The 26425-nt window shown below is 69.9% G+C and carries 25 protein-coding genes; 15 read left to right on the top strand and 10 right to left on the bottom strand.

All coding sequences use genetic code 11. The features are described 5' to 3' along the window. Positions 1-54 precede the first annotated feature (54 nt). The gene (locus HUA74_RS12175) at positions 55-1461 is read right to left on the bottom strand and encodes a sigma-54 dependent transcriptional regulator (RefSeq protein ID WP_141648476.1); all 1407 of its coding nucleotides are present in this window, start codon (positions 1459-1461) and stop codon (positions 55-57) included. 155 nt (positions 1462-1616) lie between these two features. Here HUA74_RS12175 and HUA74_RS12180 point away from each other — a divergent pair, with 155 nt between their 5' ends. The 3 genes from HUA74_RS12180 (at position 1617) to HUA74_RS12190 (ending at position 5217) form a co-directional block, all read left to right on the top strand. After that, the gene (locus HUA74_RS12180) at positions 1617-2192 is read left to right on the top strand and encodes an NUDIX hydrolase (protein ID WP_174454684.1); all 576 of its coding nucleotides are present in this window, start codon (positions 1617-1619) and stop codon (positions 2190-2192) included. A 246-nt stretch (positions 2193-2438) separates the two neighbouring features. Further along, positions 2439-3215, top strand: coding sequence for a TenA family transcriptional regulator (locus HUA74_RS12185; protein ID WP_141648474.1), 777 nt, complete (start codon positions 2439-2441; stop codon positions 3213-3215). 211 nt (positions 3216-3426) lie between these two features. Next, positions 3427-5217 carry a methyl-accepting chemotaxis protein gene (locus HUA74_RS12190; protein ID WP_141648473.1) on the top strand — a complete coding sequence of 597 codons (1791 nt, stop codon included), beginning with the start codon at positions 3427-3429 and terminating at the stop codon, positions 5215-5217. On the opposite strand, the gene HUA74_RS12195 is transcribed toward HUA74_RS12190, so the two are convergent. Next, positions 5201-6679 (bottom strand): ATP-binding protein, encoded by a 1479-nt coding sequence (locus HUA74_RS12195; RefSeq protein WP_174454685.1) that lies wholly within the window; start codon positions 6677-6679, stop codon positions 5201-5203. The two genes, HUA74_RS12190 and HUA74_RS12195, sit on opposite strands and share 17 nt — an antisense overlap. A gap of 90 nt (positions 6680-6769) precedes the next feature. Between HUA74_RS12195 and HUA74_RS12200 the strand changes: the two genes are divergently transcribed. After that, entirely contained in the window at positions 6770-9187 is a 2418-nt protein-coding gene (locus HUA74_RS12200) for a YfhO family protein (RefSeq protein WP_174454686.1), read from the top strand. 29 nt (positions 9188-9216) lie between these two features. On the opposite strand, the gene HUA74_RS12205 is transcribed toward HUA74_RS12200, so the two are convergent. Beyond that, positions 9217-10527 (bottom strand): chitosanase, encoded by a 1311-nt coding sequence (locus HUA74_RS12205; protein ID WP_174454687.1) that lies wholly within the window; start codon positions 10525-10527, stop codon positions 9217-9219. Positions 10528-10722: 195 nt separating this feature from the next. Here HUA74_RS12205 and HUA74_RS12210 point away from each other — a divergent pair, with 195 nt between their 5' ends. Further along, positions 10723-10992 carry a GlsB/YeaQ/YmgE family stress response membrane protein gene (locus tag HUA74_RS12210; protein ID WP_141648469.1) on the top strand — a complete coding sequence of 90 codons (270 nt, stop codon included), beginning with the start codon at positions 10723-10725 and terminating at the stop codon, positions 10990-10992. A 10-nt stretch (positions 10993-11002) separates the two neighbouring features. Here the strand turns inward: HUA74_RS12210 and HUA74_RS12215 are convergent, their stop codons facing one another. Then, a complete protein-coding gene (locus HUA74_RS12215) occupies positions 11003-11638 on the bottom strand; it encodes a LysE family translocator (protein ID WP_141648468.1) in 636 nt (211 codons plus the stop codon). A 587-nt stretch (positions 11639-12225) separates the two neighbouring features. Here HUA74_RS12215 and HUA74_RS12220 point away from each other — a divergent pair. Next, positions 12226-13182, top strand: coding sequence for a YafY family protein (locus tag HUA74_RS12220; RefSeq protein ID WP_141647144.1), 957 nt, complete (start codon positions 12226-12228; stop codon positions 13180-13182). On the opposite strand, the gene HUA74_RS12225 is transcribed toward HUA74_RS12220, so the two are convergent. Together HUA74_RS12225 and HUA74_RS12230 are read right to left on the bottom strand one after the other, a co-directional pair. Beyond that, positions 13179-13790: an ABATE domain-containing protein gene (locus tag HUA74_RS12225; RefSeq protein WP_141647143.1), complete on the bottom strand. Its 612-nt coding sequence runs from the start codon at positions 13788-13790 to the stop codon at positions 13179-13181. The two genes, HUA74_RS12220 and HUA74_RS12225, sit on opposite strands and share 4 nt — an antisense overlap. Before the next feature lie 173 nt (positions 13791-13963). Beyond that, a complete protein-coding gene (locus HUA74_RS12230; RefSeq protein ID WP_174454688.1) occupies positions 13964-14638 on the bottom strand; it encodes a hemolysin III family protein in 675 nt (224 codons plus the stop codon). A 428-nt stretch (positions 14639-15066) separates the two neighbouring features. Here HUA74_RS12230 and HUA74_RS12235 point away from each other — a divergent pair, with 428 nt between their 5' ends. Beyond that, a complete protein-coding gene (locus tag HUA74_RS12235) occupies positions 15067-15759 on the top strand; it encodes an STAS domain-containing protein (protein WP_141647141.1) in 693 nt (230 codons plus the stop codon). Positions 15760-15788: 29 nt separating this feature from the next. Continuing rightward, positions 15789-16385, top strand: a complete 597-nt coding sequence (locus tag HUA74_RS12240; protein WP_174454689.1) for a hypothetical protein — start codon at positions 15789-15791, stop codon at positions 16383-16385. A 66-nt stretch (positions 16386-16451) separates the two neighbouring features. Here the strand turns inward: HUA74_RS12240 and HUA74_RS12245 are convergent, their stop codons facing one another. Next, complete coding sequence (locus HUA74_RS12245) at positions 16452-16865, bottom strand: DoxX family protein (protein ID WP_174454690.1); 414 nt, start codon at positions 16863-16865, stop codon at positions 16452-16454. Between the two features lie 106 nt (positions 16866-16971). On the opposite strand from HUA74_RS12245, the gene HUA74_RS12250 reads away from it, so the two are divergent. Further along, complete coding sequence (locus HUA74_RS12250; protein WP_174454691.1) at positions 16972-17400, top strand: helix-turn-helix domain-containing protein; 429 nt, start codon at positions 16972-16974, stop codon at positions 17398-17400. 6 nt (positions 17401-17406) lie between these two features. Here HUA74_RS12250 and radA read toward each other — a convergent pair whose 3' ends face one another. Further along, complete coding sequence (radA, locus tag HUA74_RS12255) at positions 17407-18768, bottom strand: DNA repair protein RadA (RefSeq protein ID WP_174454692.1); 1362 nt, start codon at positions 18766-18768, stop codon at positions 17407-17409. 225 nt (positions 18769-18993) lie between these two features. Here radA and HUA74_RS12260 point away from each other — a divergent pair, with 225 nt between their 5' ends. The 6 genes from HUA74_RS12260 to HUA74_RS12285 all read left to right on the top strand — a co-directional run bounded on the left by HUA74_RS12260 (position 18994) and on the right by HUA74_RS12285 (position 24100). Then, entirely contained in the window at positions 18994-19260 is a 267-nt protein-coding gene (locus HUA74_RS12260; protein ID WP_141647136.1) for a GlsB/YeaQ/YmgE family stress response membrane protein, read from the top strand. 171 nt (positions 19261-19431) lie between these two features. Then, entirely contained in the window at positions 19432-20466 is a 1035-nt protein-coding gene (bioB, locus tag HUA74_RS12265) for a biotin synthase BioB (RefSeq protein ID WP_174454693.1), read from the top strand. Positions 20467-20476: 10 nt separating this feature from the next. Then, on the top strand, positions 20477-21688 hold the full coding sequence (gene bioF / locus HUA74_RS12270) for an 8-amino-7-oxononanoate synthase (protein WP_174454694.1): 1212 nt from the start codon (positions 20477-20479) through the stop codon (positions 21686-21688). A 164-nt stretch (positions 21689-21852) separates the two neighbouring features. Further along, a complete protein-coding gene (gene bioD / locus HUA74_RS12275; RefSeq protein ID WP_174454695.1) occupies positions 21853-22527 on the top strand; it encodes a dethiobiotin synthase in 675 nt (224 codons plus the stop codon). Positions 22528-22658: 131 nt separating this feature from the next. Beyond that, positions 22659-22937: a hypothetical protein gene (locus tag HUA74_RS12280; RefSeq protein ID WP_141647132.1), complete on the top strand. Its 279-nt coding sequence runs from the start codon at positions 22659-22661 to the stop codon at positions 22935-22937. After that, positions 22934-24100, top strand: a complete 1167-nt coding sequence (locus tag HUA74_RS12285; RefSeq protein WP_174454696.1) for a pyridoxal phosphate-dependent aminotransferase — start codon at positions 22934-22936, stop codon at positions 24098-24100. The genes HUA74_RS12280 and HUA74_RS12285 overlap by 4 nt, the downstream gene beginning before the upstream one ends. Before the next feature lie 12 nt (positions 24101-24112). Here the strand turns inward: HUA74_RS12285 and HUA74_RS12290 are convergent, their stop codons facing one another. Then, positions 24113-25546: an ABC transporter substrate-binding protein gene (locus HUA74_RS12290; protein ID WP_174454697.1), complete on the bottom strand. Its 1434-nt coding sequence runs from the start codon at positions 25544-25546 to the stop codon at positions 24113-24115. Then, positions 25546-26367 (bottom strand): tetratricopeptide repeat protein, encoded by an 822-nt coding sequence (locus tag HUA74_RS12295; RefSeq protein WP_174454698.1) that lies wholly within the window; start codon positions 26365-26367, stop codon positions 25546-25548. Before HUA74_RS12295 ends, HUA74_RS12290 begins: the two co-directional genes overlap by 1 nt. Positions 26368-26425 lie beyond the last annotated feature (58 nt).

Consider the following 26425-nt stretch of genomic DNA (forward strand, 5'->3'; position numbering starts at 1 on the left):
GGGGTGGCGGTGGAAAGTCACGGGGAGGGGACCCTGGGTCACGGATTTTCGAGACTACCCCTCGTCGGGTGGCGTGCCCTTGGGGAGGAAGCCGTACTTCTCCAGCTTGTAGTACAGCGCGGACGTCTTGATGCCCAGCAACCGGGCGGTCTCCGTCTTCACGCCCCCCGCCTTCTCGTAGGCGCGGGCGATCAGCTGCCGCTCCAAATCCTCCAGGATGTCTGGAAGGGGTCGGTCTCCATGGGGCACGGGCAGCCCCGCGTCCATGCGCGGCGCGGCGCCGGTGAGGTGCGAGGGCAGGTCCGTGACGGTGAGCACGTCGCCCTCGGCGAAGACGAGCGCCTGCTCCACGACGTTCTCCAGTTCACGCACGTTGCCGGGCCACACATGCCGGGCCAGGGCGCGCAGCGCGCCTTCATCCATGCCCGTCACCCGGCGGTTCACCCGGGGGGCGTGCTTGGCCACGAAGTGCCGGGCCAGGGAGGTGATGTCCTCGGGGCGCTCGCGCAGGGGCGGCAGCATCAGCGGGACGATGTGCAGCCGGTAGTAGAGGTCCTCGCGGAAGCGGCCCGCCTTGACCTCGGCCTGGAGGTCCCGGTGCGTGGCGCTCACCACGCGCACGTCCACCTTGAGGGTCTCCTCGCCGCCCACGCGCTGGATTTCCTTCTCCTGCAGCACGCGCAGGAGCTTGGTCTGCACCGAGTGGGGAATCTCTCCGATTTCGTCGAGGAAGAGGGTGCCGCCGTCGGCCAGCTCGAAGCGGCCCAGCTTGCGCTTCACCGCGCCGGTGAAGGCGCCGCGCTCGTGGCCGAACAGCTCGCTCTCCAGCAGCGTCTCCGCCAGCGCCGCGCAGTGCACGACGACGAAGGGGCCGTCCTTGCGCGGGGACTCCTGATGCAGCATGCGGGCGATGAGCTCCTTGCCGGTGCCGCTCTCGCCGCGCACCAGCACCGTCGCGTTGCTGTGCGCCGCCTTGCGTGCCTGGCTGAGCAGCCGCTGCATGGGCTCGCTGTCGCCCACCATGCTGCCGTGGGAGAGCGCCGCGTCCGCGTCATGCGCGGCGGTGCGCGCCTCCAGCTTCTCCACCTTGCGCCGGGTGCTGGCCAGCTCCAGGCCCTTGTCCACCTTGGCGCGCAGCACGTCGGGCGTGAAGGGCTTGGTGATGAAGTCGTAGGCGCCCTCCTGCATCGCCCGCACGGCGGTCTCAATGGTGCCGAAGGCCGTCACCACCATGACGACGGCGGAGGCGTCCAGCGCCTTGAGCGCCTGCGTGACGGCGATGCCGTCCAGGCCGTCCATCTTGAGGTCCGTGACGACCAGGTCGAAGGGGGCCTTGCGGTATGCGGCCAGGCCGTCCGCCCCGCCTCGGACAGCGGACACGGCGTGGCCGGAGCGCGTGAGGGTGACGGTCATCCCCTCGCGCAGCGTGTCGTGGTCGTCGATGACGAGAATGCGCGCCATGGTGTTTCGATTTCCTCATGCCACGGGGGCGCCGGCCGCCCGGGTGCGTCCGCATGAGAGCACACCCGGGGCGGCACCCTACACCGGACCGTGGCGGTCGGCCGCTTCCAGAAGGCGCTGGCGCGCGAGGGCTCCCCAGGGGTACGTGGGCGCGCATGGAATCCCCGAACGCCGCCGCCCTGCGTGAATTGCTCGCGCGCCATGTCCCCCAGGACGACAAGGAGCGAGAAGATCTGGAGCGCATGCGCCACCACGCGGCCACGCTGCCGTCTCCCTTCTCCCGCGCGCAGCCCGAAGCGCACTTCACCGGCAGCGCCGTGGTGGTGGACCCGGAGGGCGCGCGCGTGGTGATGGTGCTGCACGGCAAGCTCAAGCGCTGGCTGCAACCAGGCGGGCATGCGGACGCCGTGGACGCAGGCCTGATGGAGACCACCGCGCTGCGCGAGGCCCGCGAGGAGACCGGCTGCCGCGTCACGCTCCACCCCCGAGCGCCCCGGCCGCTCGACGTGGACATCCACACCATCCCCGCCCTGCGCGACGAGCCCGAGCACCAGCACCTGGACGTGCGCTACCTCGTCGTGGCGGAGGACCCCGCGTCGCTCGCGCATGACCCCGCCGAGTCCACCGGCGCGCAGTGGCTCACCTGGGACGAAGCGCTCGCCCGCGCCGATGAAGCGCCCTTGCGCCGCATGCTCGAGAAGGCGCGCCACGCGGTGGCCCGCACGCCGTGAGCCATGCCCGCCCGCCCGCGACATGCGGGCGGCCTCGCGTGTGGAAGGGGAAACACAGACGCCGCGGTGCGACAGACCCCTCGGGGTGCTCCAGAGCGAATTCTGAAACATGGCGGTGAGAAAAGCGTCGCATGCGAACAGTTGCATGGCCGCGTGCAGGTGCTGTCACCACTATGGGCCGCTCCGGCGGGTGAGGGGGGGCCATGTCGGTCTGGCACCCGCCGCGAAAAGGAGCGTCCTGGAGCCATGTCGTCGACCAGCCTGGAAGTGAATGTTCCCTCGTTCGAGCCACTCGTGCGTCGCTATGGGCCTCCGCCCCTGAAGCCCTCGCCGCATCCGCGCTGGCTGGAGTCGATGCTGGAGTCGACGCGCGCGGACTGGAACGCGGCCTGTTGGCCTCCGCTGTTTCGCGACACGGCGGAGGGACGTCGCCCGCCGCTGGGGTACTGGCGGCGCGTGCTGTCGCAGTTCTTCCTCATCGTCGAGTCCTTCCCCAAATACATGGGCCTGTCGCTCGCGAAGACGACGTATGGGCGGCATGAAGGGGACGCGAGCATCCGGCGCTGGCTCCTGCAGAATCTGGGCGTCGAGGCGAAACACGCGGAGTGGTTCATCGACTGGGTGCGTGCCATCGGCATGGAGCCCGACTCGCTCTTCTCCGTGCGCCCGTTGCCGGAAATCCAGGCGCTGCACGCGCACCTGCGCGACACCTGCGCGCGCGGCACGCTGGCGGAGGGCATCGCCGCGTCCAACTGGGCCATCGAGGGCATCACCGGTGTGTGGACGAAGGAGGTGGTGGAGCCCTTCCGGGGCTACGCCTCGGATGGAGCGCGCATCGACGCGAGCGCCATGATGTGGCTCAAGGCCCACGCCCGCTACGACGACCTGCACCCGGTGGAAGCGCTCGAAATCCTCAAGCTCTCCGTGGACTCGGAGAGCACCGAGCCCGCCCGTGTCGCCGCCGCCGCGCGCAAGTCCCTGCGCCTGTACTCCGCGGCCATTCGCGCCTGCTGCGCGGACTGAGCTCGACCGCCTCCTCGCCCTTGTTTGCTTGGGGAGGAGGTTTTCCTGGATGTGTATGTCTTTCAACAAGCTCTGGCATGACGGTTGTGCAGTGTCTGGAACCGGGCGCGGCCCTCTCGCTTTCCACTCGATGACGTGCGGAGAATGGTGTCTGGAGCCATCCCGTCAGCATGGATTCTTCGTGGCCGCATGACGCGGGAAAGCGACCGGTATGAGCATCGAAGACAAGGTGATTCGCGAGTATCGGTGGCGTGCGCTCAAGGTGTTCATGGCGTGGGTGGTGCCAGCCGCGCCCATCGCCGCGTACCTCAATGGCATGTCCATGGGGGTGGCGGGCTGGGAGGGTGTGAAGGCGGTGGCGTGGGTGTTGCCGCCCATCCTCGTGGGCCTGGGGATGATCTACCCCGCTGTATTCATGCGGTGGCTGGTGGGCAGCGCGCTGCGGACGTACGCGGGTGACAGGCCGGGTGCGCGGCTGGAGCGCATCCTCCGACTCCCGTGGCGCGTGGCGGTGGGAACGTCCTGGGTCGGATGGACGCTGGGAGGCTTCTGGTTCAGCCTCCACGTGTGTCTGACCTGGCACAAGGATTTGGGCCTCGTCGTGCTGGGCACCATCATCGGCGTGTGCTGCGGCGTGCTGCTGGGCTTTCCCATCAGCGTCTCGCTGGAGCGGATGCTGCTGCCGCTGGCGCTCGAGGAGCAGCGCAAGGACCCGACGGTGGTGCTCCAGGGCGGCGGCTTCTCGTGGCCCCGACAGGCGTGGTTCCTGCCCTTCACTTTTGGAGGCTCCATCGTCGCCGCGCTGGTGCTCAGCGGCTGCGTGGTGATGGTGAAGCTGGAGGGCATTCGCGACACGCTTCATCTGGAGCTGGTGGCGGAGGGCGCGCAGCGCTCGGCGCGGATGCTGATGGAGCTGGGCGGCGTGCTGGCGGGAGAGCTGGCCTTCAGCCTGGCGTGGGTGGGTGGGCTGCTGCTGCTGCCGGGCATCACCACGTGGATGCTGGCGCGCCGTCAGGCGCGGGCGGCGGAGGCGGTGGGACAGGCCATCGAGTCCGTGGCGGCGGGACGCGTCGTCGCGCCCGCGTGGGTGTCCACCGACGAGGTGGGGGACTTGGCGGCGGGGATGAACGCGGTGCTGGCCCGGCTGCGACAGCTTCCGCTGGCGCTCCAGGCGTCGGCCGCGCGGCTGGGCGAGGCGGGCAGCCACCTGCGCACGGCCAACGACGAGCAACAGCAGAGCTTCACGAAGCAGGCCGCCGCGCTGCATGAGGCGCAGGTGACGTCGGAGGAGATTCGTCGCACGTCGCGCATGGCGGCGGACCGGGCGGACGCGGTGCTCCAGGTGGCGAAGCGCGCGGAGGAGCTGGGCCTCAAGGGCGAGGCGGCGGTGGAACTCAGCGTGGCGGGGCTTGCGGACATTCGCGGCGCGGTGGACGGAATCCAGCAGCGGCTGGCGAAGCTGGCTGAGAGCACCACGCAGATTGGCGACATCACCGAGACGGTGAAGGACCTGGCGGCCCAGTCCCACCTGCTCGCCGTCAACGCGGCCATCGAAGCGGCGCGCTCGGGAGAGCAGGGCAAGGGCTTCGCGGTGGTGGCCCGGGAAGTCCGCGCGCTGGCGGACCAGTCCATCCAGTCCACGCAGCGCATCCGGCGCATCCTCCAGGAAATCACCGAGGGCATCCGGGACGCGGCGAGCATGGGTGAGCAGGGCGTGCGCACCATCGGCACGGGGTTGGACCAGATGCGCTCTTCGGGAGACTCGCTGCGGGAGCTGTCGCTCATGTCCCAGGAGAACTCGGCCGCGGCTCGGCAGATCGCCGCCGCGGTGACGCAGCAGAACGCCGGCATCTCCCAGATTTCCATCGCCATCGCCGACCTGTCGCAAATCATGGACGCGACGATGAAGCGGCTGGAGTCCACGCAGGAGGCCACGCGCTCGCTGGCCCATGTCTCGGGCGAGGTGGGGCAGATGGCGCGTCAGTTCAACGTGGCGAGCTGACGCCCGAGGGCCTCAAGGGCAGCGTCAGGGTGAACGTCGTGTCGCCCGGCGCGGACGTCAGGTGCAGCTCTCCCCCGTGCGCGCGGGCAATCTTGCGCGCCAGGGGCAGGCCCAGGCCGGTGCCCTTCTCGCGGGTGGTGAAGAAGGGCTCGAAGATGCGCTCGCGCTCGGCCTCCGGCACCCCCGCGCCGGCGTCGTGGACGCGGATGGCATAGCGCCCGTCGTGTTCGGCGCCGGAGATGCGCACGCGGCCTCCGGAGGCGGAGGCCTGCACCGCGTTCTTCACCAGGTTCAGCAGCGCGGCGGTGAGCAGGCTGCCGTCGGCCTCCAGCACGGCGGGCGTGGCGTCCACCTCCAGCGTCACGTCGCGGATGCTGGCCTCCGCGGAGGACAGCTCCTGGACGACGGAGAGCAGGGCGGGGGCCTCCACGGGGGCGCGGGCCAGGGGCTGCTCGCGCGCGAAGGCGAGGAAGTCCTCGACGATGCGCTGGAGGAAGGCGACCTCTCGCTGGATGCGCTCGACGTGCTCCTGGGCCTCCTCGTGGGCGCCCGCGCGCAGGTCCTCCTGGAGGATGCCGGAGAACAGGGCGATGCCGCCCAGGGGGTTGCGCACCTCGTGGGCCACGCCCGCGAGCATCATCTTCAACTGTCGGTCCCGACTCTCCAGCGCGCCGCGCATCACCTCCAGCTCACGGGCGAGCACGCCGATTTCGCGCGTGGGCTCCGGAGGCACGGGCGTGGTGAGGTCTCCCCGGCCGATTCTCAGCGCGGAGTCCATCAGCCGGCCGAGCGGACGCGCCAGCCCCCGGGCGGTGAGCAGCGCGATGATGGCGAGCGCGGTGAGGGCCAGCGCGCCCATGATGACGAACGTGCGCGACAGGTGCTTGAGCGGGCCGAAGAACGCGGCGCTGCCCTCCACGCCCACCGCGCCCACCACCTTCCCGGCGTGGACGATGGGGGCATAACCCGTCTTGTACAGCCGCCCATCCGAGCCGGTGAAGAGGACCTGACTGGCCGCGTGCTCGCCCGCGAAGACCCGCGCCAGCTCCAGCCTGTCGCGCGCCAGCTCCGGCACCTCCGAGCCCACTGGCAGGCCGCCGCCCACGTCCGCGCGCACCCGGCCCTGGACGTCCACGGCGAAGACGCGGCGCGCGCCGCTGGCCTCGCGCACGCCTTCCAGCAGGCGCACCAGGTTGCGCCACGTCCGGGTGCCACCCGAGTCGTCGCCGGCCTCAATCGTGAGCATGCGCTCTCCGTTGAGCTGGCTGGCGGTGGCGGCGGCGATGTTGGAGAGGCTGGTGCCCAGCTCCTCCTCGAGGATGGAGCGCGCCAGTTGGTAGACGGCCGTGCCCGCCACCGCGACGAAGAGCAGGGTGGGGACGAGGAACGCCGCCAGCAGCCGCGTCGACAGCAGGCTGGGGAGCTCTCTCCAGGGGAAGGCGTTTCGTCGCTCCGCGCTCATGCGTGGCGCGGACTCTAGCCGAGCGCCCCCGTGCGCGGTCCGTCTTCGAGCGGACGTCCCTCATCTGGTAGAAGCCCGAGGCACCCCCGCATGCGCTCTCTTTCTTCGCCCCGTCTCCGTGAGCCCCTGGTCGTCCTGGGTGCGTCGGTCGTCGCCACGCTGCTGTTCTTCCACCGACTCCTCTCGACGGGAGGCGCGCTCTGCGAGCGGGACATGCTGCGGGTGTTCGCCCCGGCCAAGGCGTACTGGGCGCACGCGGTGAGCCAGGGCGTCTGGCCCGGTTGGTATCCCTTCAACGCGCTGGGACAGCCCTTTGCGGGCGCCACCGTCACGGGGGTCTTCCATCCAGCCAACGTGCTGGCGCTGCTGTTCGACGGGCCCGGCGCGCTGACCGCGATGGCGCTGCTGTGCTACCCACTGGCCGCCACCGGGACGTACCTCTTCCTGCGGGCCCGTGATGCTTTCCCCTTCGCCGCCGCGCTGGGCGCCCTGGCCTTCGCCCTGAGTGGGTACCTGGTCAGCCTCACCAACAACCTGCTGTACCTCCAGGCCGCCACCGCCTTGCCCTGGCTCCTGCTCATCGCGGACTCGGTGCTGGCACGCGGCTCCTGGTCGATGGCGGGCGCGCTGGGATGTGTCCTTCCGACGGTCCTCTTCGCGGGAGACCCGCAGGGCTTCACGGTGTGCGGCGCCACGGTGCTCCTCGTCGTGGTGCTGTGTCCGCTCGGTGTTGGTGTGACGCGTCGTCGGGTGCTGCTCGTCACGGGGACGGGACTGCTGCTCGCGGCGCTGGTGGCCACCGCGCAGCTCTGGGCCTCCGCGTCCGTGCTGGGGGAGACCTTCGCGGAGCGCCGCACCGCCGAGTCCGCGCAGCTCTGGTCGGTGCATCCGCTGCGGTTGCTCGACCTGGCGGTGGGCAATGTCTTCGCGCTGGAGCCGCCCCTTCGCGGCCCCGTCGCCCAGGGACTGCTGGGCATGCAGACGACGGACTTCTGGGCGCGCTCGCTCTATGTCGGGCTGCCGGTGTTGTTCCTGGCGGGCGTGTGCGTGGTGGCGCGTCGCCGGGAGCGCTGGGTGCAGGTGGCGGTGGGCTTCTCGGTGCTGGGGTTGTTGCTGATGTTCGGCAGACACACGCCCCTGTATGGCTTTGTCTATGACCTGGTTCCTCCGTGGCGGGCCTTCCGCTATCCGGAGAAGCTCACGGTGCATCTGTCCTTCTGGCTGGCGGTGCTCGCGGCGTGGGGGGCCCAGGACCTGTTGGACCGCGCCAGGGGCGGACGTCGTCGCGCGGGCTGGGGACTGGTGGGCCTGGGCGCCGGGATGCTGCTGCTGGCGCTGACGGGCGCGGGGCTGTGGCTGGCGCAGGCGCTGCGAGGCTTCTATTCGGGGCCGGACGCGTCCTGGGCGGAGCTGTCGCGTCAGGTCGGGGAGCGGCTCACGGTGGACGCCGCCTGTGTGGCGGTGACCTGTGTGGGGATGGGCCTGTTCGCCCTCTTCGCGGCACACCCGAGGCAGGTGGGCCTGGGCTGGGTGTTGCTGCTCGCGGCGGACCTGTATCGCGTCAGCGAGCCCATCTATGTCTCGTGTGACCAGCGGCTGCTCACCACGGCGCCGCCGTTCGTGGAGGAGCTCCAGCGTCGCGAGGGCCCGTCCCTGCCAGGCCGCGCGCGTGTCTACACCGCGTCGGGCATCGCCCTGCCGGAGACGGTGGAAGGGCTGACTCCGGATGAGGCGCAGGTGGCGGGCACGCGGATGGTGCTCGCGGCGGACAGCGCGTCGGCGTGGGGCGTGGAGAGCGCGAACTGGTACCTGCCCGCGTTGTCCGCTCGCGTGGCGGACCTCCTGAAGGATCAGCGTCAGTGGTGGAACCGGTATGGGCCGCTCGCGGGCGTGGGCTACTTCGTCGCGGATGAGACCCAGGTGGAGGAGCGCCGGCTGCGGAACAACGTGCTGTCCACGAGCGAGCCCTTCAAGGTCTCCCTGCTCGCGCATCCCCGACCCCTGCCGCGCGTCTACCTCGCCCCGCCTCGGTGTGTGTCGGGCCCGGAGGAGAGCCTGGCCGTCATTGCCTCGCCCGACTTCGTCCCCGGCCAGCAGGCCGTCGTCGAGTGTCGCGAGCCCTTGCCCACGGCGCCTCCGGGAGGTGACTCCGGGAAGGCCACGCTCACACGGTACGGAGTGGACGAAGTGGAGGTGGAGGTCGATGCCACGCGTCCCTCCGTCCTGGTGCTGTCGGACGCGTACTTCACGGGCTGGAGCGCCACCGTGGATGAGGTCCCGACGGAGGTCCTTCCCGCGAACCACGCGCTGCGCGCCGTGGCTGTCCCCGCGGGAGCACACCGCGTGGTGTGGCGGTATGCCCCTCCCGGTGAAGCGGCCTCCCTGGCGGTGAGCGGACTGGGCCTGCTGCTCTGTCTGCTCACCTGGGTGGCCGCGCCACTGCGCAGGCGGCTGCGTCGCGAAGGGCCCGCATCCTCCGAGCCCCCGCGCGCGGCGACGACGCCCTGACGCACTCACACCAGGGCGTCAGGGTGCCGCTAGTTACATGAGAACGTGTACGTGGCTGGCGTGCTCCAGGTGCCGTCCGCGTTGATGTTGCGCACGGTGTAGCCGCTGAACGGATACGTCGTGGTCCAGCAGTCGCGAGCGCGCACGTCGTTGCGGACGGCGGCGGAGAGGTCCCAGTTGCCCCTGCGACGCAGCTTCTCGTACGCGGCGATTCGGTCGATGGCGTCCACCCACGTGGAGTCGGCGGCCAGCACGTCGCGGCGCTTCTCGATGAACTTCTGGAGCCACGCCGACTCGGTGATGCCGTTGTAGCCCACCGAGGGCGCCACCTGCCCGGTGTTGCCCAGCGCGATGTTCGTCGCGCGCGTCAGGCTCTTCACGCCGGACTCGCCGTGGTTGATGTACGCGTCATACAGCGCCATCTTCGACAGGGCCTGGGTGGCGCCCCACTTGTTCGCCTCGTTCATCGCCGGCGTGTAATAGAACTGGTCGCTGACCTGGTCCTGGCATGCCTTGAAGTCCGCGCGAGTCGTCGTGTTGTTGTAGCTGGTGGCCCAATCCGCCGTCCAATTGCCGATGACATCCAGCTCCGACGTGGATGGCTGGGATTGACCCGTGGACAGGAAGCGGTTGTTGATGGTCGTCAGCCCCGGCATGTACTTGGCCATGATGTTGCCGTTGGCCGCGCTGCGCCGGGCGTTGTAGCACTGGATGACCTGGATGGCGTCGCCCGTGCCCGTGCAGAAGCCCGCGCGTCCATTCGTGTAGCCACGCCCGTCCTGGATGTTCTCCGAGTACGCATAGTCGATGGTGGGCGTGTCGTTCTCCCAGATGCTGGTGAGCGCCTCCGCCACCTTCTTCTGGTTCGCCGTGAGCCCCGTCACCGGCGGCACGGTGCCCCCACAGCTCGGGTCGCTGATGACGACGTTCGTCGCGGTGAACGACGTGTTCGTGTTCGTCGAATAGTAGAACGTGTACGACGCATTCACGCCCACGGTGAGCCCCGACGTCCGCGAGTACGTACACGTGGAGCCGCTCTGCGTGTGCGTCCAGCCCGGCTCGTCGTGGTCACACGTCACGCCGCTGGGGACGCCGAACGCAATCGTCGGACTCGTCATCGCGCTGGTGCCCGTGTTCTGGAACACCAGGGTGCCCCACCAGTCCGCGCCCACGTAGGTGTTCGTCGTAATCACATACGAGCAGGCCGCAAGCCCCTGCTCCGCCTGTCCCACCTCCGCCCCGTCCTCACCCGCCTCCGGTGCGCAGCCGGCGACCGCCGCTCCCACCCACACCAGCATTCCCCACTTCATCCACAATGAATCATTCCGACGCTGTCCCATGCGCGCTCTCCTTGGCTTCGGCCGGCTCCGACACCTGGAGCGGCTGAAGCTTCAGCTACCTCTGGAAGAGCAGAAAGTCAGTTAAATCCGGTCGGACGCCTTCTTGCTTGTCTTGCGAACGACCTGGCTTCCAGCCGAGCGCGAACCGGCGTGCTTATCCTGTCTTCAGGTCACTTCAGCGCGAGGAGGGACGTGATGTCTTTGGAGACGATTCTAGTGTGGGCGGTCATCGGCCTCATCGCCGGATGGTTGGCGTCGGCCGTCGTGGGTGGTGGCTATGGCATCATCGGAGACATCGTGGTGGGTGTGGTGGGCGCGTTCCTGGGTGGTTTCATCTTCCGCGCCCTGGGGGCGGGGCAGCCCTTCGGTGGAATCGCGGGGACCATCTTCGTGGCATTCATCGGAGCCGTCGTCCTGCTGCTCATCTTGAGAGCCATTCGTTCGAGCACCGTCCGCAGAACATGAGTGGGCGGTGTCAGGTGCTGCGCCAGCCTTCGATGGCGGTGACGACGGCGGCGAGCATCATGAGGCCACCCACGGCTTGGCCGACGCGCGCGCTGGCGGAGGGACGTGACTCCAGCCAGCCGCGTGCGCGGTCCGCGGCGAGCGCGACGGCGCCATACACCGCGGCTTGAGTGAGCGCGATGATGGCGCCGAGCGCCAGGGCCTGGAGCCAGATGGGCCCATATTCCGGCCGCAGGAACTGCGGGAAGACGGCGAGCATGAAGACGTACGCCTTCGGGTTGAGCAGGTTGGTGAGGGCTCCCTGACGGAACGTCGCCGCCGCCGAGCGCTGCCCCGACTGTGACGACGCGGAGAACGCGGCCGGGCTGCGCACGAGCGACAGGCCCATCCAGGCCACGTACAGCGCGCCCACCCACAAGAGGGCATTGAACGCGGCGGGCATGACGGTGAGCAGCACGGCGACGCCTGTCGCGCCGACCAGGACGTGGCACGCGGCCCCGGCGATGATGCCTCCCACCGCGGACAGCCCCGCGCGGCGGCCTCCCACCAGGGAGCTGGCCAGGACGAACGCCATGTCCAGCCCCGGGAGGATGACGATGCCAAACACCAACACGAAGAACAGCCACAGGTGCGAGGTCTGCGTCATCGGATTCCGCGAGCCTTTCCGTCAGCGCCAGCGCGCCCGGAGGGGGGCGAGGCCATGAATGGCACCGTACGGGGCATGTAGGGCGGAATCGGTCCTGATTCGGACAGGGCTCCAGCGTGAAGCCGAAGTCCGTCCCTGCTCGGTCCAGCGGTGCCGCGAATCGGGGTGACGCCTAGCCGGAGTGGCTGCTCCCAGAGCCCGGCCCGTTGTCGCTGCTCCCAGAGCCCAGCCCGTCGTCGCTGCTCCCAGCGCCCGTTGTGGTTGCTCCCGGAGCCCAGCCCGTCGTCGCTGCTCCCAGCGCCCGTTGTGGTTGCTCCCGGAGCCCAGCCCGTCGTCGCTGCTCCCAGCGCACGGCCTGTTGTCGCTGCTACCGGAGCCCGGCCCGTTGTCGCTGCTCCCAGAGCCCGGCCCGTTAGGGCGGGCTCCGATGCATCGGTCCTCCCGGTCGGTGACGGGGGTGTGTGCGAAGTCCCCTCACGACGAGTGTGGGACGCCGACCCGGGGCCCTTCTGGTTTTAATTCACCTGGAGTGAATGCGAGCGGGCTTCGTCGGACTTCGGGCGCCCTGGGCATTAGGTTCGCGCCCCATGTCCCGTCCCACCACGCGTGTGCTCACCGTGCTCGAGCTGTTGCAGACGCATGGGCGGATGAGCGGCTCGGAGCTGGCGCGGCGGCTGGAGGTGGACCGGCGCACGGTGCGTCGCTACATCCTGAAGCTGGAGGAACTGGGCATCCCCATCACCGCCGAGCGCGGACGCGACGGCGCCTACATGCTGGTGGCGGGTTTCAAGCTGCCGCCCATGATGTTCACCGATGACGAAGTCCTGGCGCTGTCCGTGGGCCTGCTGGCCGCACGGGGCATGGGACTGTCGGAAGCGGCACCCGCGGTGGCCAGCGCCCAGGCGAAGCTGGAGCGGGTGATGCCCGCGCCGCTCAAGCGGCGGGTGAGGGCGGTGGACGAGTCGGTGACGCTCGACATCTCCGGCTCACGGGCGACGCTGGACAACACCGCGCTCGTCGCGCTCAGCGCCGCGGCGCAGCAGCGGCAGCGCGTGCGCCTGTCCTACCGCGCCGCACGGGACGAGGACACCGAACGCGAGTTCGACACCTATGGCCTCGTCTGGCGCGGCGGACGCTGGTACGCGGTGGGCGTCTGCCACCTGCGCCAGGGGCTGCGCACGTTCCGGTTGGACCGCGTGCGCGCCGTGCAGTCGCTCGACATGAGCTTCGAGCGGCCCGACGGCTTCGATGCGCTGGCGCATGTGACGCTCGCGGTGGCCAGCCTGCCGCGCGCGCACGCGGTGGAGGTGCGGCTCGACACGGACCTGGCGACCGCGCGGCGCGCCATCTTCGCCACGCTGGGCGTGCTGGAGCCGATGGACGGAGGCGGCGTGCGGCTGCTCGGACAGACCGAAGACCTGGACTGGTTCGCCCGCGAGCTGTCGCGGCTGCCCTTCGCCTTTCACGTCCAGCAGCCCGAGGAGATGCGTGCCGCGCTGGAGGCCCAGGCCCGCAGGCTCCTGGCGCTGGCTCGGGCGACCTAACGGGTGTCCGCGCGCTGGCGCCGACGGAACTCCGCCACCTTGGCCTTGTTTCCACAGCCCGCCATGGAACACCAGCGCCGCTGACCGGAGCGAGAGGTGTCGACGAAGAGCAGGGCACAGCCCTCCTGCGAGCAGTTGCGGATGCGCTCCGCGAACGGGCCTCCCAGCAGCTCCGCGGCGTCGCGCGCCACCGCCGCGAGCTGTCCCCTCACGCCCGCGCCCGTCCACAGCAGGCCCCGAGGCCCCAACTGCGGCGCCGGAGGCGGCTCTGCGGCCCATCGATTGAGGATGGCGCGGTCCCTGGCGGAGAAGCTCTCGCCCCGCGCGCGCGCCATGCCCAGCCGGTAGATGGCCTCGCGCAGTTCTCGCGCCTGCGTCAGCTCTTCCGCCGAGGGCTCCTGCATCTGAGTGGCCAGTCCCGCGGCCACCAGCCACCGTCCCAGGTCCGCCGGCGCCTGGAGCAAGTCCCTCGGCACGTCCTGGAGTCGCCCGGCCAGGGTGGCCGGCAGGTCCAACGACAGCCGCCCCGAGCGGAACTTGAACCCGTCCCTCAGCTCTCCCTTCGGAACAGGGGGATGCGCGGGAGTGGGGCGATGCCTGGCGGCCATGGGGACCTCGGTGAAGTTCGAAACCACATTGACAAGTTATATGGAACGGGCGCGGAAGCACGCTCGAAGTTCGTAACCTGTCAATGGGGTTGCTGTGTCTGGCCGACGAGTCGCACGTAGGGTGCTTGCGGGCTGACGAAGTGGGGCGCCCCGGTCGCGGACGCGCGACGTTTTCAGCGGTTCCAGAGGAAGTCGACGAGCACGGCGTAGTGCGTGCTGGCTCCGGCGATGACCAGGATGTGGAACACCTCGTGGTAGCCGAAGACGGCGGGGCTGGGGTCCGGCCACTTGCGCGCGTAGACGACGGCGCCCACGGCGTAGAGGCCGCCGCCGAAGAGGAGCCACGAGGCCCGCTCGGCGCCAATCACGCCGGGCAGCCGCAGCATCACCGGGGCCGCCATGGCGCCCAGGAGGGTGTAGAGCACCGAGCGGACGCCGCGCGGCCCGGAGATGCCCAGCAGCGAGAGCCCCGCGCCCGTGAGCGCGCAGGCCCACATCACCCCGAGCAGGTATTCCGTCCAGGCGCCCGGGGCATCAAGCGTGGCCAGCGGGGTGAAGGTCCCCGCGATGAGCAGGTAGATGGCCGCGTGGTCCATCCGCCGCAGGCGCTGGTACGCGACAGGGCTCCAGGTGGGCAGGTGATAGGCCGCGCTGGTGCCGAACATCAGGACCAGGGAGAAGCCGAAGACCCCATCGGCCAGTTGCTGCGTGCCCTGGGCGGGGGCGATGGCGAGCACGAAGCAGCCCCACAGCGCGGCCAGGAAGGCCAGGGCATGGGACACGCCTCGCAGCCGGGGCTTCACGTCCGCCAGGAGGGTGCGGGTCTCGGGTGGGTCGATGGACGCCATGCCCCTGTCCTAGTCACGGCAGGTCATCGCCGCGTCAGCGCGCGAGGCGTCGCGTCAGCCCGTGGACGGGACTCCCGCCGCAAGCGTCGACTGCTCCTCAATCGTGTGACGCGAAGGTGCCCGCGAGCCCACGAGCGCGTCCGGATGTCGCTTCCGGCACGGTTGATATGAGATTGGGGTGCGAGCGCTCGGTTGATTGCCAGGGTTCATGTCTGGATTGATGAGGAATTGCCCGCCGCCCCAGGGTTGGCGATGTTTGCAGGAGTATCCGGCTTCGAGCGGTGTAGGCGGTGAATTCGGTGTTTCATCCGGGTCTGCCTCCACCCATTTGAAGCCATGTGAGGATTTGGGCATATCCTTTCGAAAAGCTCCGGTATCGGGCCGTTCACGCTGTTCTCCCTGACACACGGTCCGGGCCTCCTCGCCCCATGAATCAGTCGCAACCGCAGTCCCAGGTCGTCGAAGTCAACCTCGAGCGCCTCGAGCGCATCCGAGACGTGCTGGCGATGATTTCGCTCGGGGAGTTCAACCCGGACCAGCACCTCATCCCGCTGGAGAACGACGATGCGTTCTCCTCGTTCGAGGAAACCATCAACCTCTTCGCGCGCCAGCTCCACGCGTCCGTGCACGAGAACGAGCAGTCCATCCGGAAGCTCGACGTCGCGCGGCGTGAGCTGGAGGAGAAGCTCTCCACCATCGAGCGGCAGCGACTGGCCATCCGAGACCTGTCCACGCCCATCATCGAGCTGTGGGAGGACGTGCTGACGCTCCCCATCGTCGGCGTGGTGGACACCCAGCGCTCGCTGGAGATGACCGAGCGGCTCCTGCACCGCATCTCCCAGGGCAAGGCCCGGTGCGCCATCATCGACATCACGGGCGTGGAGGTGGTGGACACCTCCACCGCGAACCACTTCGTGAAGATGGTCAACGCCGCCCGCCTGCTCGGCACCTACTGCGTCGTCACGGGCATCAGCCCCGTCATCGCGCAGACGCTGACCCAGATTGGCGTGGACCTGCGTGATGTGAAGACGCTCGGCAGCCTGCGGGATGGGTTGAAGGAGTGCTTCATGTATCTGCGCAACCACACCGCCCACCGTGCCTTCGAGTCCAACGGTCGGTAAGGCCGAACCCTCTTCAGGAACCTCTCAACATGTCACAAGCTTCCTATGAGCCCGGCATCACCGTCACGGGCCTGAGCGTCGTTTCCATCGTCGAGGCCATCCAATCCTTCTCCGTGCTGGTGAATGCCCTGCTGGACGTGATGAAGGTCCAGGCGCGCGGCGCCGGGGGGGAGCGCGCGCTCGACCCCAGTGCCTGGTACCCGCTGGAGGACTACCTGCTGGCGTACAAGAAGATCGACACCCTGCTGGGCGGGCGCGGCCTGGAGAAGGTCGGGTCGATGATTCCGAAGAACGCCGTGTTCCCGGCGGACATCACGGACATCCACAAGGCCCTGGCCTCCATCGACGTGGCCTTCCACATGAACCACCGGAAGAACGGCAAGGACATGTTCAACCCCGCCACGGGGGAGATGCTGGAGGGCATTGGCCACTACGCCTACACCGCCATCGCCGGGAAGAACGAGGGCTATGTGGTGTGTGGCAATCCCTATCCGTGTCGGTTCGACCAGGGGCTGGTCAAGGGCATGGCCCAGCGCTTCATGCCCAACGCCACGGTGACGCATGACCCGGCGCACGGCTGTCGGCAGAAGGGCGGGGCTTCCTGCACCTTCGTCGTCAACTGGTAGTTCGCGCGTGACTGCCCGAGCCTCGCGCCCCTTCGAAGCTGGAAGGGGCGCGGGAGGGGGCGTGCTTCAGGGGGTGCGGCGCAGGGGCAGCAGCGCCCTCAGGCGCGCGTCCCGCAGGAACAGGCCCGCCCAGGCGAGGACGCCCAGGATGATGGGCGCGATGAACGGGTCCGCCACGCGCACGTGCGTCGCCGTCGCGCCGCCCAGGTAGCCGGTGACGAGGATGGCGCCGAGCACCGCCGTCTGGGGTACCGCGTAGAGCAGCGCGACCAGGAGCTCGACCACCCCGATGGTGACAATCACCGACGCGGGATAGCCGAAGTGCTCGAAGCCCTTGATGACGTCGGGCGACTGGCTCACCTTCATCACGGCGCTGAAGCCGAGCCCGGCGACGGTGAGCGCCGAGAAGGCGCGACCCAGCCAGAGAGCCCAGGGCTTGGAGGGGGTGGACACTGCGGTGGAGGAGGCGGCGGTCGTCATGGGGGACTCCCTGAAAGGGAAGTGGGTTCCGAAAGGTGCGTCGGTTACAACAGGTAACCGGCGAACCAGTAACGGTCCGCGCATTTCTCCACAAGGAGGCACATCCATGTCACCAGGGTCCGTGAAGTCTTTGGAGCCCTCCGCGAGGCCTGATCCAGCGTCGGAGTCCTGCCTGGCCGTCCGGGATGTGCTCACCCGGGTGGGCGACAAGTGGAGCGTCCAGGTGGTGGGGAGCCTGGGAGAGGGGCCCCTGCGCTTCAGCGACTTGAAGCGGGCCATCGAGGGCATCTCCCAGCGGATGCTGACGCTCACCGTGCGCGGCCTGGAGCGCGACGGGCTCGTCACCCGCACCGTCCATCCGACGGTGCCTCCCCGGGTGGAGTACGCGCTGACGCCGCTCGGCCGGACGCTGCTCGAGCCCGTCACGGTGCTGGGCCAGTGGGCCGTCCAGCACCGCGCGGAAATCCAGGCGTCGCGCGGCAGCTACGACGCGCGCCCGGAGCCTGTGCCCTTCACGGTGGTCGGCAAGAAGTAGGGGCCTTCAGTCGAACATCGCGCGCAGCGCGTCGCCCAGCGTCTCCACGCCCACCACCTTCAGCTTCGTGCCCTCCATGCGCCGGGCGCTGCCCGCGGGCATCACCACGCGCTGGAAGCCCATCTTCGCGGCCTCCACGAGCCGGGGTTCCATCTGCCCCACCGCGCGCACCTCGCCCGCGAGGCCCACCTCCCCCAGCACCAGCGTGTGCGGGTCCATGGGCCGGTTCTGGAGGCTGCTCACCAGCGCCGCGCAGACGGCCAAATCACACGCGGGCTCGTTGAGCTGCATGCCGCCCGCCACGTTGACGAAGAGGTCGCAGCCCACCAGCGGAATCTCCTCCTTCTTCTCCAGCACCGCGGCGAGCAGCGCCACGCGGTTGCCGTCCACGCCGATGGCGGTGCGCCGCGCCGTGCCGTAGCCGGTGGGCGCCACCAACGCCTGCACCTCCACCAGCAGGGGACGGGTGCCGTTGAGCGTGCTGGTGACGACGCTGCCGGACTTGCCCACGGGGCGCTCGGACAGGAAGAGGGCGGAGGGGTCCGAGACTTCCACCAGGCCCGCGCCCTTCATCTCGAAGACGCCAATCTCGTTGGTGGAGCCGAAGCGGTTCTTGTGCGCGCGCAAGATTCGGAAGGGGTGGCCGCGCTCGCCCTCGAAGTACAGGACGGTGTCCACCATGTGCTCCAGCACGCGGGGGCCGGCGATGGAGCCCTCCTTCGTCACGTGGCCCACGATGAAGGTGGGCACCCCCGTGCGCTTGGCGTAGGCCATCAGCCGGCCGGCGACCTCGCGCACCTGGGTGATGCTGCCCGGCGCGTTGCCCAGCTCCGGCAGGTACATCGTCTGGATGGAGTCCACGACGAGCGCCTGCGGCTTGAGCGACTCGGTGGCCGCGAGCACCCGCTCCGCGTCCGTCTCCGCGAACAGGTGGATGGCGTCTCCCTCCACGCGCAGCCGCTCCGCCCGCATCTTCGTCTGGCGCAGGCTCTCCTCACCGGACACGTAGAGCACGGGGCCATGGCGGGCCAGCCTGTCCAGCGCGGCGAGCAGCAGCGTGGACTTGCCGATGCCCGGGTCTCCGCCCAGCAGCACGACGGAGCCGCTCACCACGCCCCCGCCCAGCACGCGGTCGAACTCCGCGATGCCCGTGCGACGGCGCACCTCCGTCTCGCCGCTGACTTCCTTGAGCAGCATGGGCTTCGCCGCGCCGCCCGAGGCGCCCCACGCCGGGCGCTTCTCGTCCTGCTTCGCCCCGGCCTCTTCCAGCAACGAGCTCCACGCGCCGCAGTCCGGGCACTTCCCCAGCCACTTCGCCGTCTGGTACCCGCAAGCCTGGCAGGTGTAGTGCGTCTTCGCCTTCGCCATGGGTTGTGTGTGTATCTCGGAACCCTGACGTTCCGGCGGGCTGTCGAGCAGGCACGATTGGTGAGCAGGCAGGCGCGATGTCAATCCCCATGCCAGCGAGTTGTACGAAAGGGAGGGGCGACCCAGCTTCATTCCCACGGGCGGCGCGGAGACGCGCTGGCTCAATCACAAGCCAGGTGGGCGCCGCTCCGTGCGCCCCCTTCACCACTCATAGTGAGGTCCGTCATGGGGATTATCGCTTTCCTGGTCATTGGCCTTCTCGCTGGTCTTCTTGCTCGCGCCCTGATGCCGGGGAATCAGTCCATGGGGCTGGTGGCCACCACGCTGCTGGGCATCGTCGGCTCCTTCGTGGGCGGCTTCATCGGCTCGCTGTTCCGCAGTGACGGCCGCATCTTCGACCTGCACCCGTCCGGTCTGCTGTTCTCCGTGCTGGGTGCCATCGCCGTCCTGTTCCTGGTGGGACTGGCCGGTCGGCGTCGCGTCCATGTCTGACGCACCCCTTCCCGTCTAGGGAAGGGTCACGGCCGGCGCTCCGGGTCTCCCGTGGGCGCCGGTCGTCTTTTCAGAGGGACGGGTGGGATGTTGTCAACCTGTCCGCGCTGAGGCGTTGACAAGTTTCCGCCGCCCGCGCAGCTTCGCGCTCCTCACGATTTCGAGGAGCCCATGTCCGACACCGCCGCTTCCAGCGAGTCCTTTCACGGCCATGCCCACCATGCCGCGCCCGCGCCCGAGGGCGTCGCCGTGCGCCATGACTGGGAGCTGGCCGAGGTTCGCGCCATCTACGCCATGCCCCTGTTGGACCTGGTGCACCGCGCGCAGACGGTCCACCGCGCCGTGTTCACGGACAACAAGGTGCAGCTGTGTTCGCTCCTCTCCATCAAGACGGGCGGCTGCTCGGAGGACTGCGCGTACTGCCCCCAGGCGGCCCGCTACAAGACGGGCGTGAAGGCGGAGAAGTTGATGGCGGTGCCGGAGGTGCTGGACGCCGCGAAGAAGGCGCGCTCGGCCGGGGCCACCCGCTTCTGCATGGGGGCCGCGTGGCGCGAGGTGAAGGACGGCCCGCAGTTCGACAGCGTGCTGGAGATGGTGAAGGGCGTGCGGGCCATGGGCATGGAGGCGTGCGCCACGCTGGGCATGCTCACCGACAACCAGGCGAAGCGGCTGAAGGAAGCGGGCCTGTCCGCGTACAACCACAACCTGGACACCTCGCCCGAGCACTACGGCGACATCATCTCCACCCGGCTCTACGATGATCGCCTGCGGACGCTGGGCCGCGTGCGCGACGCGGGCATCTCCGTGTGCTGCGGCGGCATCATCGGCCTGGGCGAGTCGGTGGATGATCGCTGCAACCTGCTGCGCACGCTGGCCAACCAGGACCACCACCCGGAGTCGGTGCCCGTCAACGCGCTGGTGGCCGTGGAGGGCACGCCCCTGGCCGAGCAGCCCCGCGTGGACACGGTGGACATGGTGCGCACCATCGCCACTGCCCGCATCCTGATGCCCCAGTCCATGGTGCGCCTGTCCGCGGGCCGCCAGCAGATGAATGAGGAGGCGCAGCTCATGTGCATGATGGCGGGCGCCAACTCGCTGTTCTTCGGCGAGAAGCTGCTCACCACCGGCAACCCCCAGTACACCCAGGACATGGCGCTCTTGGAGAAGGCGGGCATCCGCCCCCTGGAGCCCCGGCAAGAGGGGTAGGGCGGCGCTCGTGAGTGACGTGAAGCAGGAGGGCGTCGGGGCCTCGTCGGCGCCGGCGTCCGGTTGGGCCCGGGAGGAGCTGGCGTCGCTCCAGGCTCGTGGCCTGCGCCGTTACCTGGAGCCGCTGGATTCGCCGCAGGGCCCGGTGGTGCGGGTCGGCGGCGAGACGCTCGTCAACTTCTCGTCGAACGACTACCTGGGCCTGGCGGCCTCCGCCTCCGTGCGGGCCGCCGCCATCGCCGCGGTGGAGCGGTACGGGCTGGGCACGGGTGCCAGCCGGCTGGTGGTGGGTGACACCGCCGTGCATCACCGGCTGGAGGCGCGGCTGGCGGCCTTCGAGCGGGCCGAGGCCGTGCTGCTCTTCAACAGCGGCTATGCGGCCAACACCGGCATCCTGCCCGCGCTGGTGGGACCGGGGGACGCGGTGTTCTCCGACGCGCTCAACCACGCCTCGCTGGTGGATGGCTGCCGGCTGTCGCGCGCCCGCGTCGTCGTCTATCCGCACGCGGACGTGGAGGCGCTGACGAAGGCGCTGGAGGAGACGCCCGCGCGGCGCAAGCTCGTCGTCACCGACACGGTGTTCTCCATGGATGGGGACGTGGCGCCGCTGCGCGAGATTGTCGCGGCGTGCCGGGCGCACGGGGCCGCGTTGATGGTGGACGAGGCGCACGCCACGGGCGTCCTGGGGGCGCGAGGCGCGGGGCTGTGCGAGGAGCTGGGCCTGGAAGACCAGGTCGACCTGCGCATGGGCACGCTGAGCAAGGCGCTGGGAGGGCAGGGCGCGTACGTGGCCACGTCGCGCGTGGTGGCGGACCTGCTCATCAGCCGGGCGCGGCCGTTCATCTATTCCACCGCGCTGCCGGCGGCGATGTGCGCCGCGGCGGAGGCGGCGGTGGAGGCCGTGGAGAAGGACCCGGAGCTGCGCGAGCGGCTGTGGCGCAACATCCGGCGCTTCTCGGACGGGCTGCGTTCCATGGGCCTGCGCGCGGAGCCTCGCAGCGCGGTGTTCCCGGTGGTGCTCGGCGGGCCCGAGCGCGCGCTGGAGGCGGCGAGGAAGCTGCGCGAGGCGGGGGTGCTGGTGAAGGCCATCCGCCCGCCCACGGTTCCCGAAGGCACGAGCCGGTTGCGCTTCTGCCTGTCGGCGGCGCACACGCTGGGCCACGTGGACCTGGCGCTGGAGTCCCTGCGCGGCGTGGGAGTGCACCAGCGTGGAGAGGAGTAGGCCCTCACGGGCCTGCGATGCACGCTCGACTCCCACGCCTCTCACGGAAGTTGCCCCGGCGAAGGGCTCGGCCCTCGGGGCGGCTCGTTCTCGCGACACCCCGAGGTCGCGGCGCCGATGGATGGGCCCGCGCATCCTTCTTCCCATGACCTGGTGAGCACGTCATGTCCAAGCCGTTCCAGATTTTCGTCACGGGTACCGACACGGGCGTCGGCAAGACGCAGACGTCGCGGGCCCTGCTGTCCCTGCTGGTCGACGCGGGCCTCTCCCCCGAGGGCTTCAAGCCCTACGAGAGCGGGTGCGCCTCCCTTCGGGCTCCGGCGGATGCGCTGTCCCTGCGCGAAGCGGCGAGGAGCACGCTGCCCCTGGACGTCCTCTGTCCGCACCGCTTCCGCGCCCCCGTGGCGCCGGGCGTGGCCGCCGCTCGCCTGGGCCGGGAGCCGGACTGGAACGTCACCCTGGCCGCCTGGGCGCGCCTGAAGCACGGGCCGGCGGTGGTGGAGGGGGCCGGCGGCCTCTTCGTCCCCCTGGACTCCCGCCACGACGTCATCGACCTCATCCAGACCCTGCGCCTGCCCGTGTTGCTGGTGGCGCGCGCGGGGCTGGGGACGCTCAACCACACCGCGCTGTCGCTCCAGGCGCTCGCGGCCCGCCGCATCCCGGTGCGCGCCGTGCTGCTGTCGCGCTCTTCCCAGGAACGGGACACTTCCGAGCGCGACAACCGCGCGCTGCTGGAGGCGCGGCATGGCGTTCCCGTGCTCGGCCCGGTGCCGTTCGAGGCCGACGCCCGGCGCCGGCACTCCGCGTTCCGCCGCGCCCTGCGCCCTCTGGTGCCGTGAGCGCCGAGGCCGAGAATTCGGCCTCCCGCGCGTTCCGCCTTCCACGCGAGTGCTACAGGTCGCGCAAGTTTTCGGGTGACGCGGCCGTGAAATGGACGCGCCGTTTTTTCCGCGCGAGAACGCCTTCACGAATGGCGGACATCATCGACCTCACGTTCCTCGCGGACGTCCGACGCTTCTTCCACAAGCTCCTCGACCAGAGAGGGTTGTCCTACTTCCTCCAGAAGGACGGGGCCCGGCTGTTCCACATCGAGCCTACGAAGGTAGAGCTCGTCCTCCGCACCGCCCTGCGAGCCAGGGACCCGGAGCTTCCCAGGCCTCATGACAAGGCCATTGAACATTGCAGGAAGGAAGTGCGCCGCGAGCTCATCCGCCGCGTCGCCAACGCCATGCTCCAGACGGGGCTGTGAGCCGCTTCTCCTTCCGCACCGACTTCTCCCGCACCCCCAATCCCCTGGCGGAGGCGCTCGCTCGACACCGCGGCCTCCCTCCGCTGGACCTCACCGTCTCCAACCCCACCCGCGTGGGGCTCCCGGCGCCTGACGCCGGACTGCTCCACCCTCCCGGTGCGCTGGACTACGCACCGGAAGCGCTCGGCCTCCCCTCGGCTCGCGAGGCGGTGGCCGCCCACCTCTCCTCCCGGGGGCCCGTCATCTCCCCTGGGCACCTGGTGCTGTCCGCCAGCACCAGTGAGTCGTACGGCTGGCTCTTCAAGCTGCTGTGCGAGCCCGGTGACGACGTGCTCGTCCCGGCCCCCTGCTACCCCCTCTTCGAGCACCTGGCCCGACTGGAGGGCGTGGGCACGCGTCCGTACCGCCTGCCACTCGCGCATGGCTTCGGCCTGGATGCGGGCGCGGTGGAGGCCGCGCTCGGCCCGCGCACCCGCGCCGTGCTCGTCGTCAATCCCGGCAACCCCACCGGCCACTTCCTGCACGAGGGGGAGCTGGCCGCGCTGGCGGACGTCTGCGCGCGCCACGGCCTGGCCCTCCTCTGCGACGAGGTGTTCTCCGATTACGGCTGGGACGTGGAGCCGCACCGCGTGGCCAGCGTGGCGGGGCGCGAGTTGCCCATGCTCACCTTCAGCCTCTCCGGCCTCTCCAAGGTCTGCGGCCTGCCCGGCCTGAAGCTGGGGTGGACGCACGTGGGCGGCCCTCCCGCCGCGCGTGACGAGGCCCTGGCGCGCCTGGAGTGGGTGGCGGACACGTACCTGTCCGTGGGCACCCCGGTGCAACTGGCCCTGCCCTCGCTCCTCGCCCACGCGCCTGTCTTCCAAGAGGCGCTGCTGGAGCGGGTGAGGGGCAACCGCCGTCGCCTCGTCGCCGCGCGTCCCCCCGGTGCTCCGTGGGACGTGGTGCCCGCGCACGGAGGGTGGAGCGCGGTGCTGCGGATTCCGAGGGAGCCGGGAGACGAGGCGACGTGCCTCGCGCTCCTGGACGCGGGCGTGCTCGCGCAGCCCGGCTACTTCTACGACTTCGACTCGGGGGCGTTCCTGGTGCTGTCCCTGCTGCCGCCGCCCGAGGTGTTCTCCGCCGCCCTGGGCCCGCTCACGCGGGTGCTGGGGGCGGCGGAGTAGAGCGCGTGCGGCTCAGGTCTGCGGCGGGATGATGAGCTCCACCGTCTTGAACGCCCCGCCTTCCACGCGGAACAGCTCGTACTCGGACGGGGCCTCGCCGGTGGCGTCGAAGTCCAGCGCGCCGCTGGCGCCCTGCACGTTGATGACCTTGCCGGTGCTGACCTCGTTGCGCGCGTCGGTGAAGCGGCTGAAGCCCAGGGGGTAGGTGGTGGCCTGCGTGCCCGAGGGCGGCGTCAGCTTCGACAGGCCCACGGCGATGCGGTCGCCGGTGATGGGCTGCGGGTTGTTGACGTCCGCCCCCGCGGCGTAGGCCGCGCCCAGCGCCACCAGGTACATGGCGTCGTACGCGTGCGCGGTGAAGGAGAACTGGCCCGGGTCGGTGTTGTTGTTGGCCGAGCGGAAGCGCTCCTTGAAGGTGTTGTACACGGTGTCGCCCAGGCGGGCCTGCGCGGGAGAGGTGCCGTAGGCGCCTTCAATCTGGGTGCGCGCCGAGCCCAGGGCCGTGAAGAGGCCCGAGTCCTTGCTGGCATCGGTGAAGAAGTACATCTGCCCCGTGCGGCCCCGCGTGACGGCCTGGCTGATGATCTTGGCGTTGTCCTCGGAGAAGCCCGCCATCACCGCCACGTCGGGCTTGCCGTCGACGAGGCGGGTCACCGCGGCGCTCACGTCCCCGTTGCGCTGGTACGGCGCGGAGGACGGCACCCGGTCGGTGCCCAGCCGGGTGAGAATCGTGTCGAACAGGCCCTGGCCGTAGGCGTCGTCCACGTAGACCAGGCTCACGGTGCTCACCGTGGCGAAGGGCCGGCTGCTGTCGGCCAACGGCCGGGCGTTGCGCACCAGGTCGGCGATGATGCGGCCCTGGAGCAGGTCCGACGGAGCCGTGCGCCACACGAGGCCCACGTCGCCGGACGCCGCCGTCTTGTCGCTCAGGTTGGCGATGTCCGCGCTGGTGGAGGTGTGCGTCATCAACAACACGTTGTTGGCGATGGCGACGCTGCTGACGGCGATGGTCTGCGCGCTGCCGGAGGTGAAGATGGCCGGCACGCCCTTCTCCGTCACCAGCCACTCCGCCTGCGTCTTGGCCCGCGCCGGGTCGGAGCGGGTGTCGCAGATGAGGAGGTTGAAGAACCGGCCGCCAATGCCCTCGCGCTGGTTGATTTCCTCGAGCGCCAGCTTGATGGCGTTGAGCGCCTGGACCTCGGACTCGTCCGGGCCGCCCGAGTTCGTCAGGGGCAGCGCCGCGCCCAGGAGGATGGGCCGTCCAGTGGTGGTGCCCACCACCTCGCCGCAGCCCTCCGGCTGGGGCAGGCAGAAGCCGGACGCCGAGCAGACCTGATTGGTGTCGCAGTCCGCGCTCGACTCACACTCGGTGAGGCCGCTCGCGGTGGTGAAGCTGCAGCCGGCCAGCAGCGCCGCGCAGCACGTCATGAGTCCCAGGGTCTTCATCAGAAGCTGACCTCCAGGCCCGCGCCGGTTCCGCGAGGCGCCAGCGTCAGCCGGACCTCGCCCTCCACGGGGGGGCCGTCTTTCGGATACAGGATGATGGCGGTGATGGCGCCGGCCAGGCCCACGCCGAAGCCGATGTCCGCGAGCAGCGCCTTGCTCTTGGTGCTGTCCGCGAAGCTCTGCTTGGTGTCTTCCGTGCGCGCCGCGTCGAACTTCTCCCGCTCGTCGGAGGCCTGCATGCCGAAGAGCACGCCGGCGCCCACGCCCACAACGGCCACGCCGCCAATGGCGAACGCCGCGATTTTCTGCCGCTGGTAGGACTTCATCGCGCGCGCGAACTCGGCCTGCCGCTGCCGCTCGTTCTCCTCCTCCGCGCGCTTCGTCGCCAGCTGCTCCTCGTCCGCGCGGCGCCGGGCCGCCTCGGCCTCCTCCTGGAGCTTCTGGCGCTCGGCGTCCGCGGACGCCTGGGCCTGGTTCTCCTTGTCGAGCAGGAGCCGCAGCTTGTCGATGCTGCGCGCGCTGCGCTTGAGCAGCGCCGGGTCCGTGCCCTCGGTGTTGCCGACGTACTGCTGGTACCAGGAGAGGGCCTCCTTCAGCTCGCCCGCGTTCTCCAACGACACGGCGATGTTGAAGATGAGGCGCGGGTTGGGCTGGGCCTCGTGGGCCTTCTTCAGCACGTCCGCCGCTTCGGCGTACTTGCCTGCCTGGTAGAGCCGCTCGCCGTCCTTGATGAGGGCCGCTGGATTCTTGGCGCCGCGCTGGGCGAGCGCCACCGGGGGCGACAGCACAAGGGCCGCCGACAAAACGAAGACCAGTCTCATGATGGACACAAGCCTATCGCTAAGCCGGCCTTCGGTCGAAGAGGGCGACCTCACTCTT

It is taken from the genome of Myxococcus sp. CA051A (assembly GCF_013336705.1).
GTDB lineage: Bacteria > Myxococcota > Myxococcia > Myxococcales > Myxococcaceae > Myxococcus > Myxococcus llanfairpwllgwyngyllgogerychwyrndrobwllllantysiliogogogochensis.

Excerpts from the sequence above, each read along its gene's own strand:
- HUA74_RS12225 (WP_141647143.1), bottom strand. The coding sequence starts at position 13,790 with ATGGCCGCCAGGCATCGCCCCACTCCCGCGCATCCCCCTGTTCCGAAG.
- HUA74_RS12185 (WP_141648474.1), top strand. The coding sequence starts at position 2,439 with ATGTCGTCGACCAGCCTGGAAGTGAATGTTCCCTCGTTCGAGCCACTC.
- HUA74_RS12245 (WP_174454690.1), bottom strand. The coding sequence starts at position 16,865 with ATGACGACCGCCGCCTCCTCCACCGCAGTGTCCACCCCCTCCAAGCCC.
- radA (WP_174454692.1), bottom strand. The coding sequence starts at position 18,768 with ATGGCGAAGGCGAAGACGCACTACACCTGCCAGGCTTGCGGGTACCAG.
- HUA74_RS12250 (WP_174454691.1), top strand. The coding sequence starts at position 16,972 with ATGTCACCAGGGTCCGTGAAGTCTTTGGAGCCCTCCGCGAGGCCTGAT.
- HUA74_RS12205 (WP_174454687.1), bottom strand. The coding sequence starts at position 10,527 with ATGGGACAGCGTCGGAATGATTCATTGTGGATGAAGTGGGGAATGCTG.
- HUA74_RS12195 (WP_174454685.1), bottom strand. The coding sequence starts at position 6,679 with ATGAGCGCGGAGCGACGAAACGCCTTCCCCTGGAGAGAGCTCCCCAGC.
- HUA74_RS12235 (WP_141647141.1), top strand. The coding sequence starts at position 15,067 with ATGAATCAGTCGCAACCGCAGTCCCAGGTCGTCGAAGTCAACCTCGAG.
- HUA74_RS12215 (WP_141648468.1), bottom strand. The coding sequence starts at position 11,638 with ATGACGCAGACCTCGCACCTGTGGCTGTTCTTCGTGTTGGTGTTTGGC.
- bioB (WP_174454693.1), top strand. The coding sequence starts at position 19,432 with ATGTCCGACACCGCCGCTTCCAGCGAGTCCTTTCACGGCCATGCCCAC.
- HUA74_RS12180 (WP_174454684.1), top strand. The coding sequence starts at position 1,617 with ATGGAATCCCCGAACGCCGCCGCCCTGCGTGAATTGCTCGCGCGCCAT.
- HUA74_RS12220 (WP_141647144.1), top strand. The coding sequence starts at position 12,226 with ATGTCCCGTCCCACCACGCGTGTGCTCACCGTGCTCGAGCTGTTGCAG.
- HUA74_RS12210 (WP_141648469.1), top strand. The coding sequence starts at position 10,723 with ATGTCTTTGGAGACGATTCTAGTGTGGGCGGTCATCGGCCTCATCGCC.
- HUA74_RS12295 (WP_174454698.1), bottom strand. The coding sequence starts at position 26,367 with ATGAGACTGGTCTTCGTTTTGTCGGCGGCCCTTGTGCTGTCGCCCCCG.
- HUA74_RS12230 (WP_174454688.1), bottom strand. The coding sequence starts at position 14,638 with ATGGCGTCCATCGACCCACCCGAGACCCGCACCCTCCTGGCGGACGTG.
- bioD (WP_174454695.1), top strand. The coding sequence starts at position 21,853 with ATGTCCAAGCCGTTCCAGATTTTCGTCACGGGTACCGACACGGGCGTC.
- HUA74_RS12240 (WP_174454689.1), top strand. The coding sequence starts at position 15,789 with ATGTCACAAGCTTCCTATGAGCCCGGCATCACCGTCACGGGCCTGAGC.
- HUA74_RS12190 (WP_141648473.1), top strand. The coding sequence starts at position 3,427 with ATGAGCATCGAAGACAAGGTGATTCGCGAGTATCGGTGGCGTGCGCTC.
- HUA74_RS12175 (WP_141648476.1), bottom strand. The coding sequence starts at position 1,461 with ATGGCGCGCATTCTCGTCATCGACGACCACGACACGCTGCGCGAGGGG.
- HUA74_RS12200 (WP_174454686.1), top strand. The coding sequence starts at position 6,770 with ATGCGCTCTCTTTCTTCGCCCCGTCTCCGTGAGCCCCTGGTCGTCCTG.
- HUA74_RS12280 (WP_141647132.1), top strand. The coding sequence starts at position 22,659 with ATGGCGGACATCATCGACCTCACGTTCCTCGCGGACGTCCGACGCTTC.
- HUA74_RS12290 (WP_174454697.1), bottom strand. The coding sequence starts at position 25,546 with ATGAAGACCCTGGGACTCATGACGTGCTGCGCGGCGCTGCTGGCCGGC.
- HUA74_RS12260 (WP_141647136.1), top strand. The coding sequence starts at position 18,994 with ATGGGGATTATCGCTTTCCTGGTCATTGGCCTTCTCGCTGGTCTTCTT.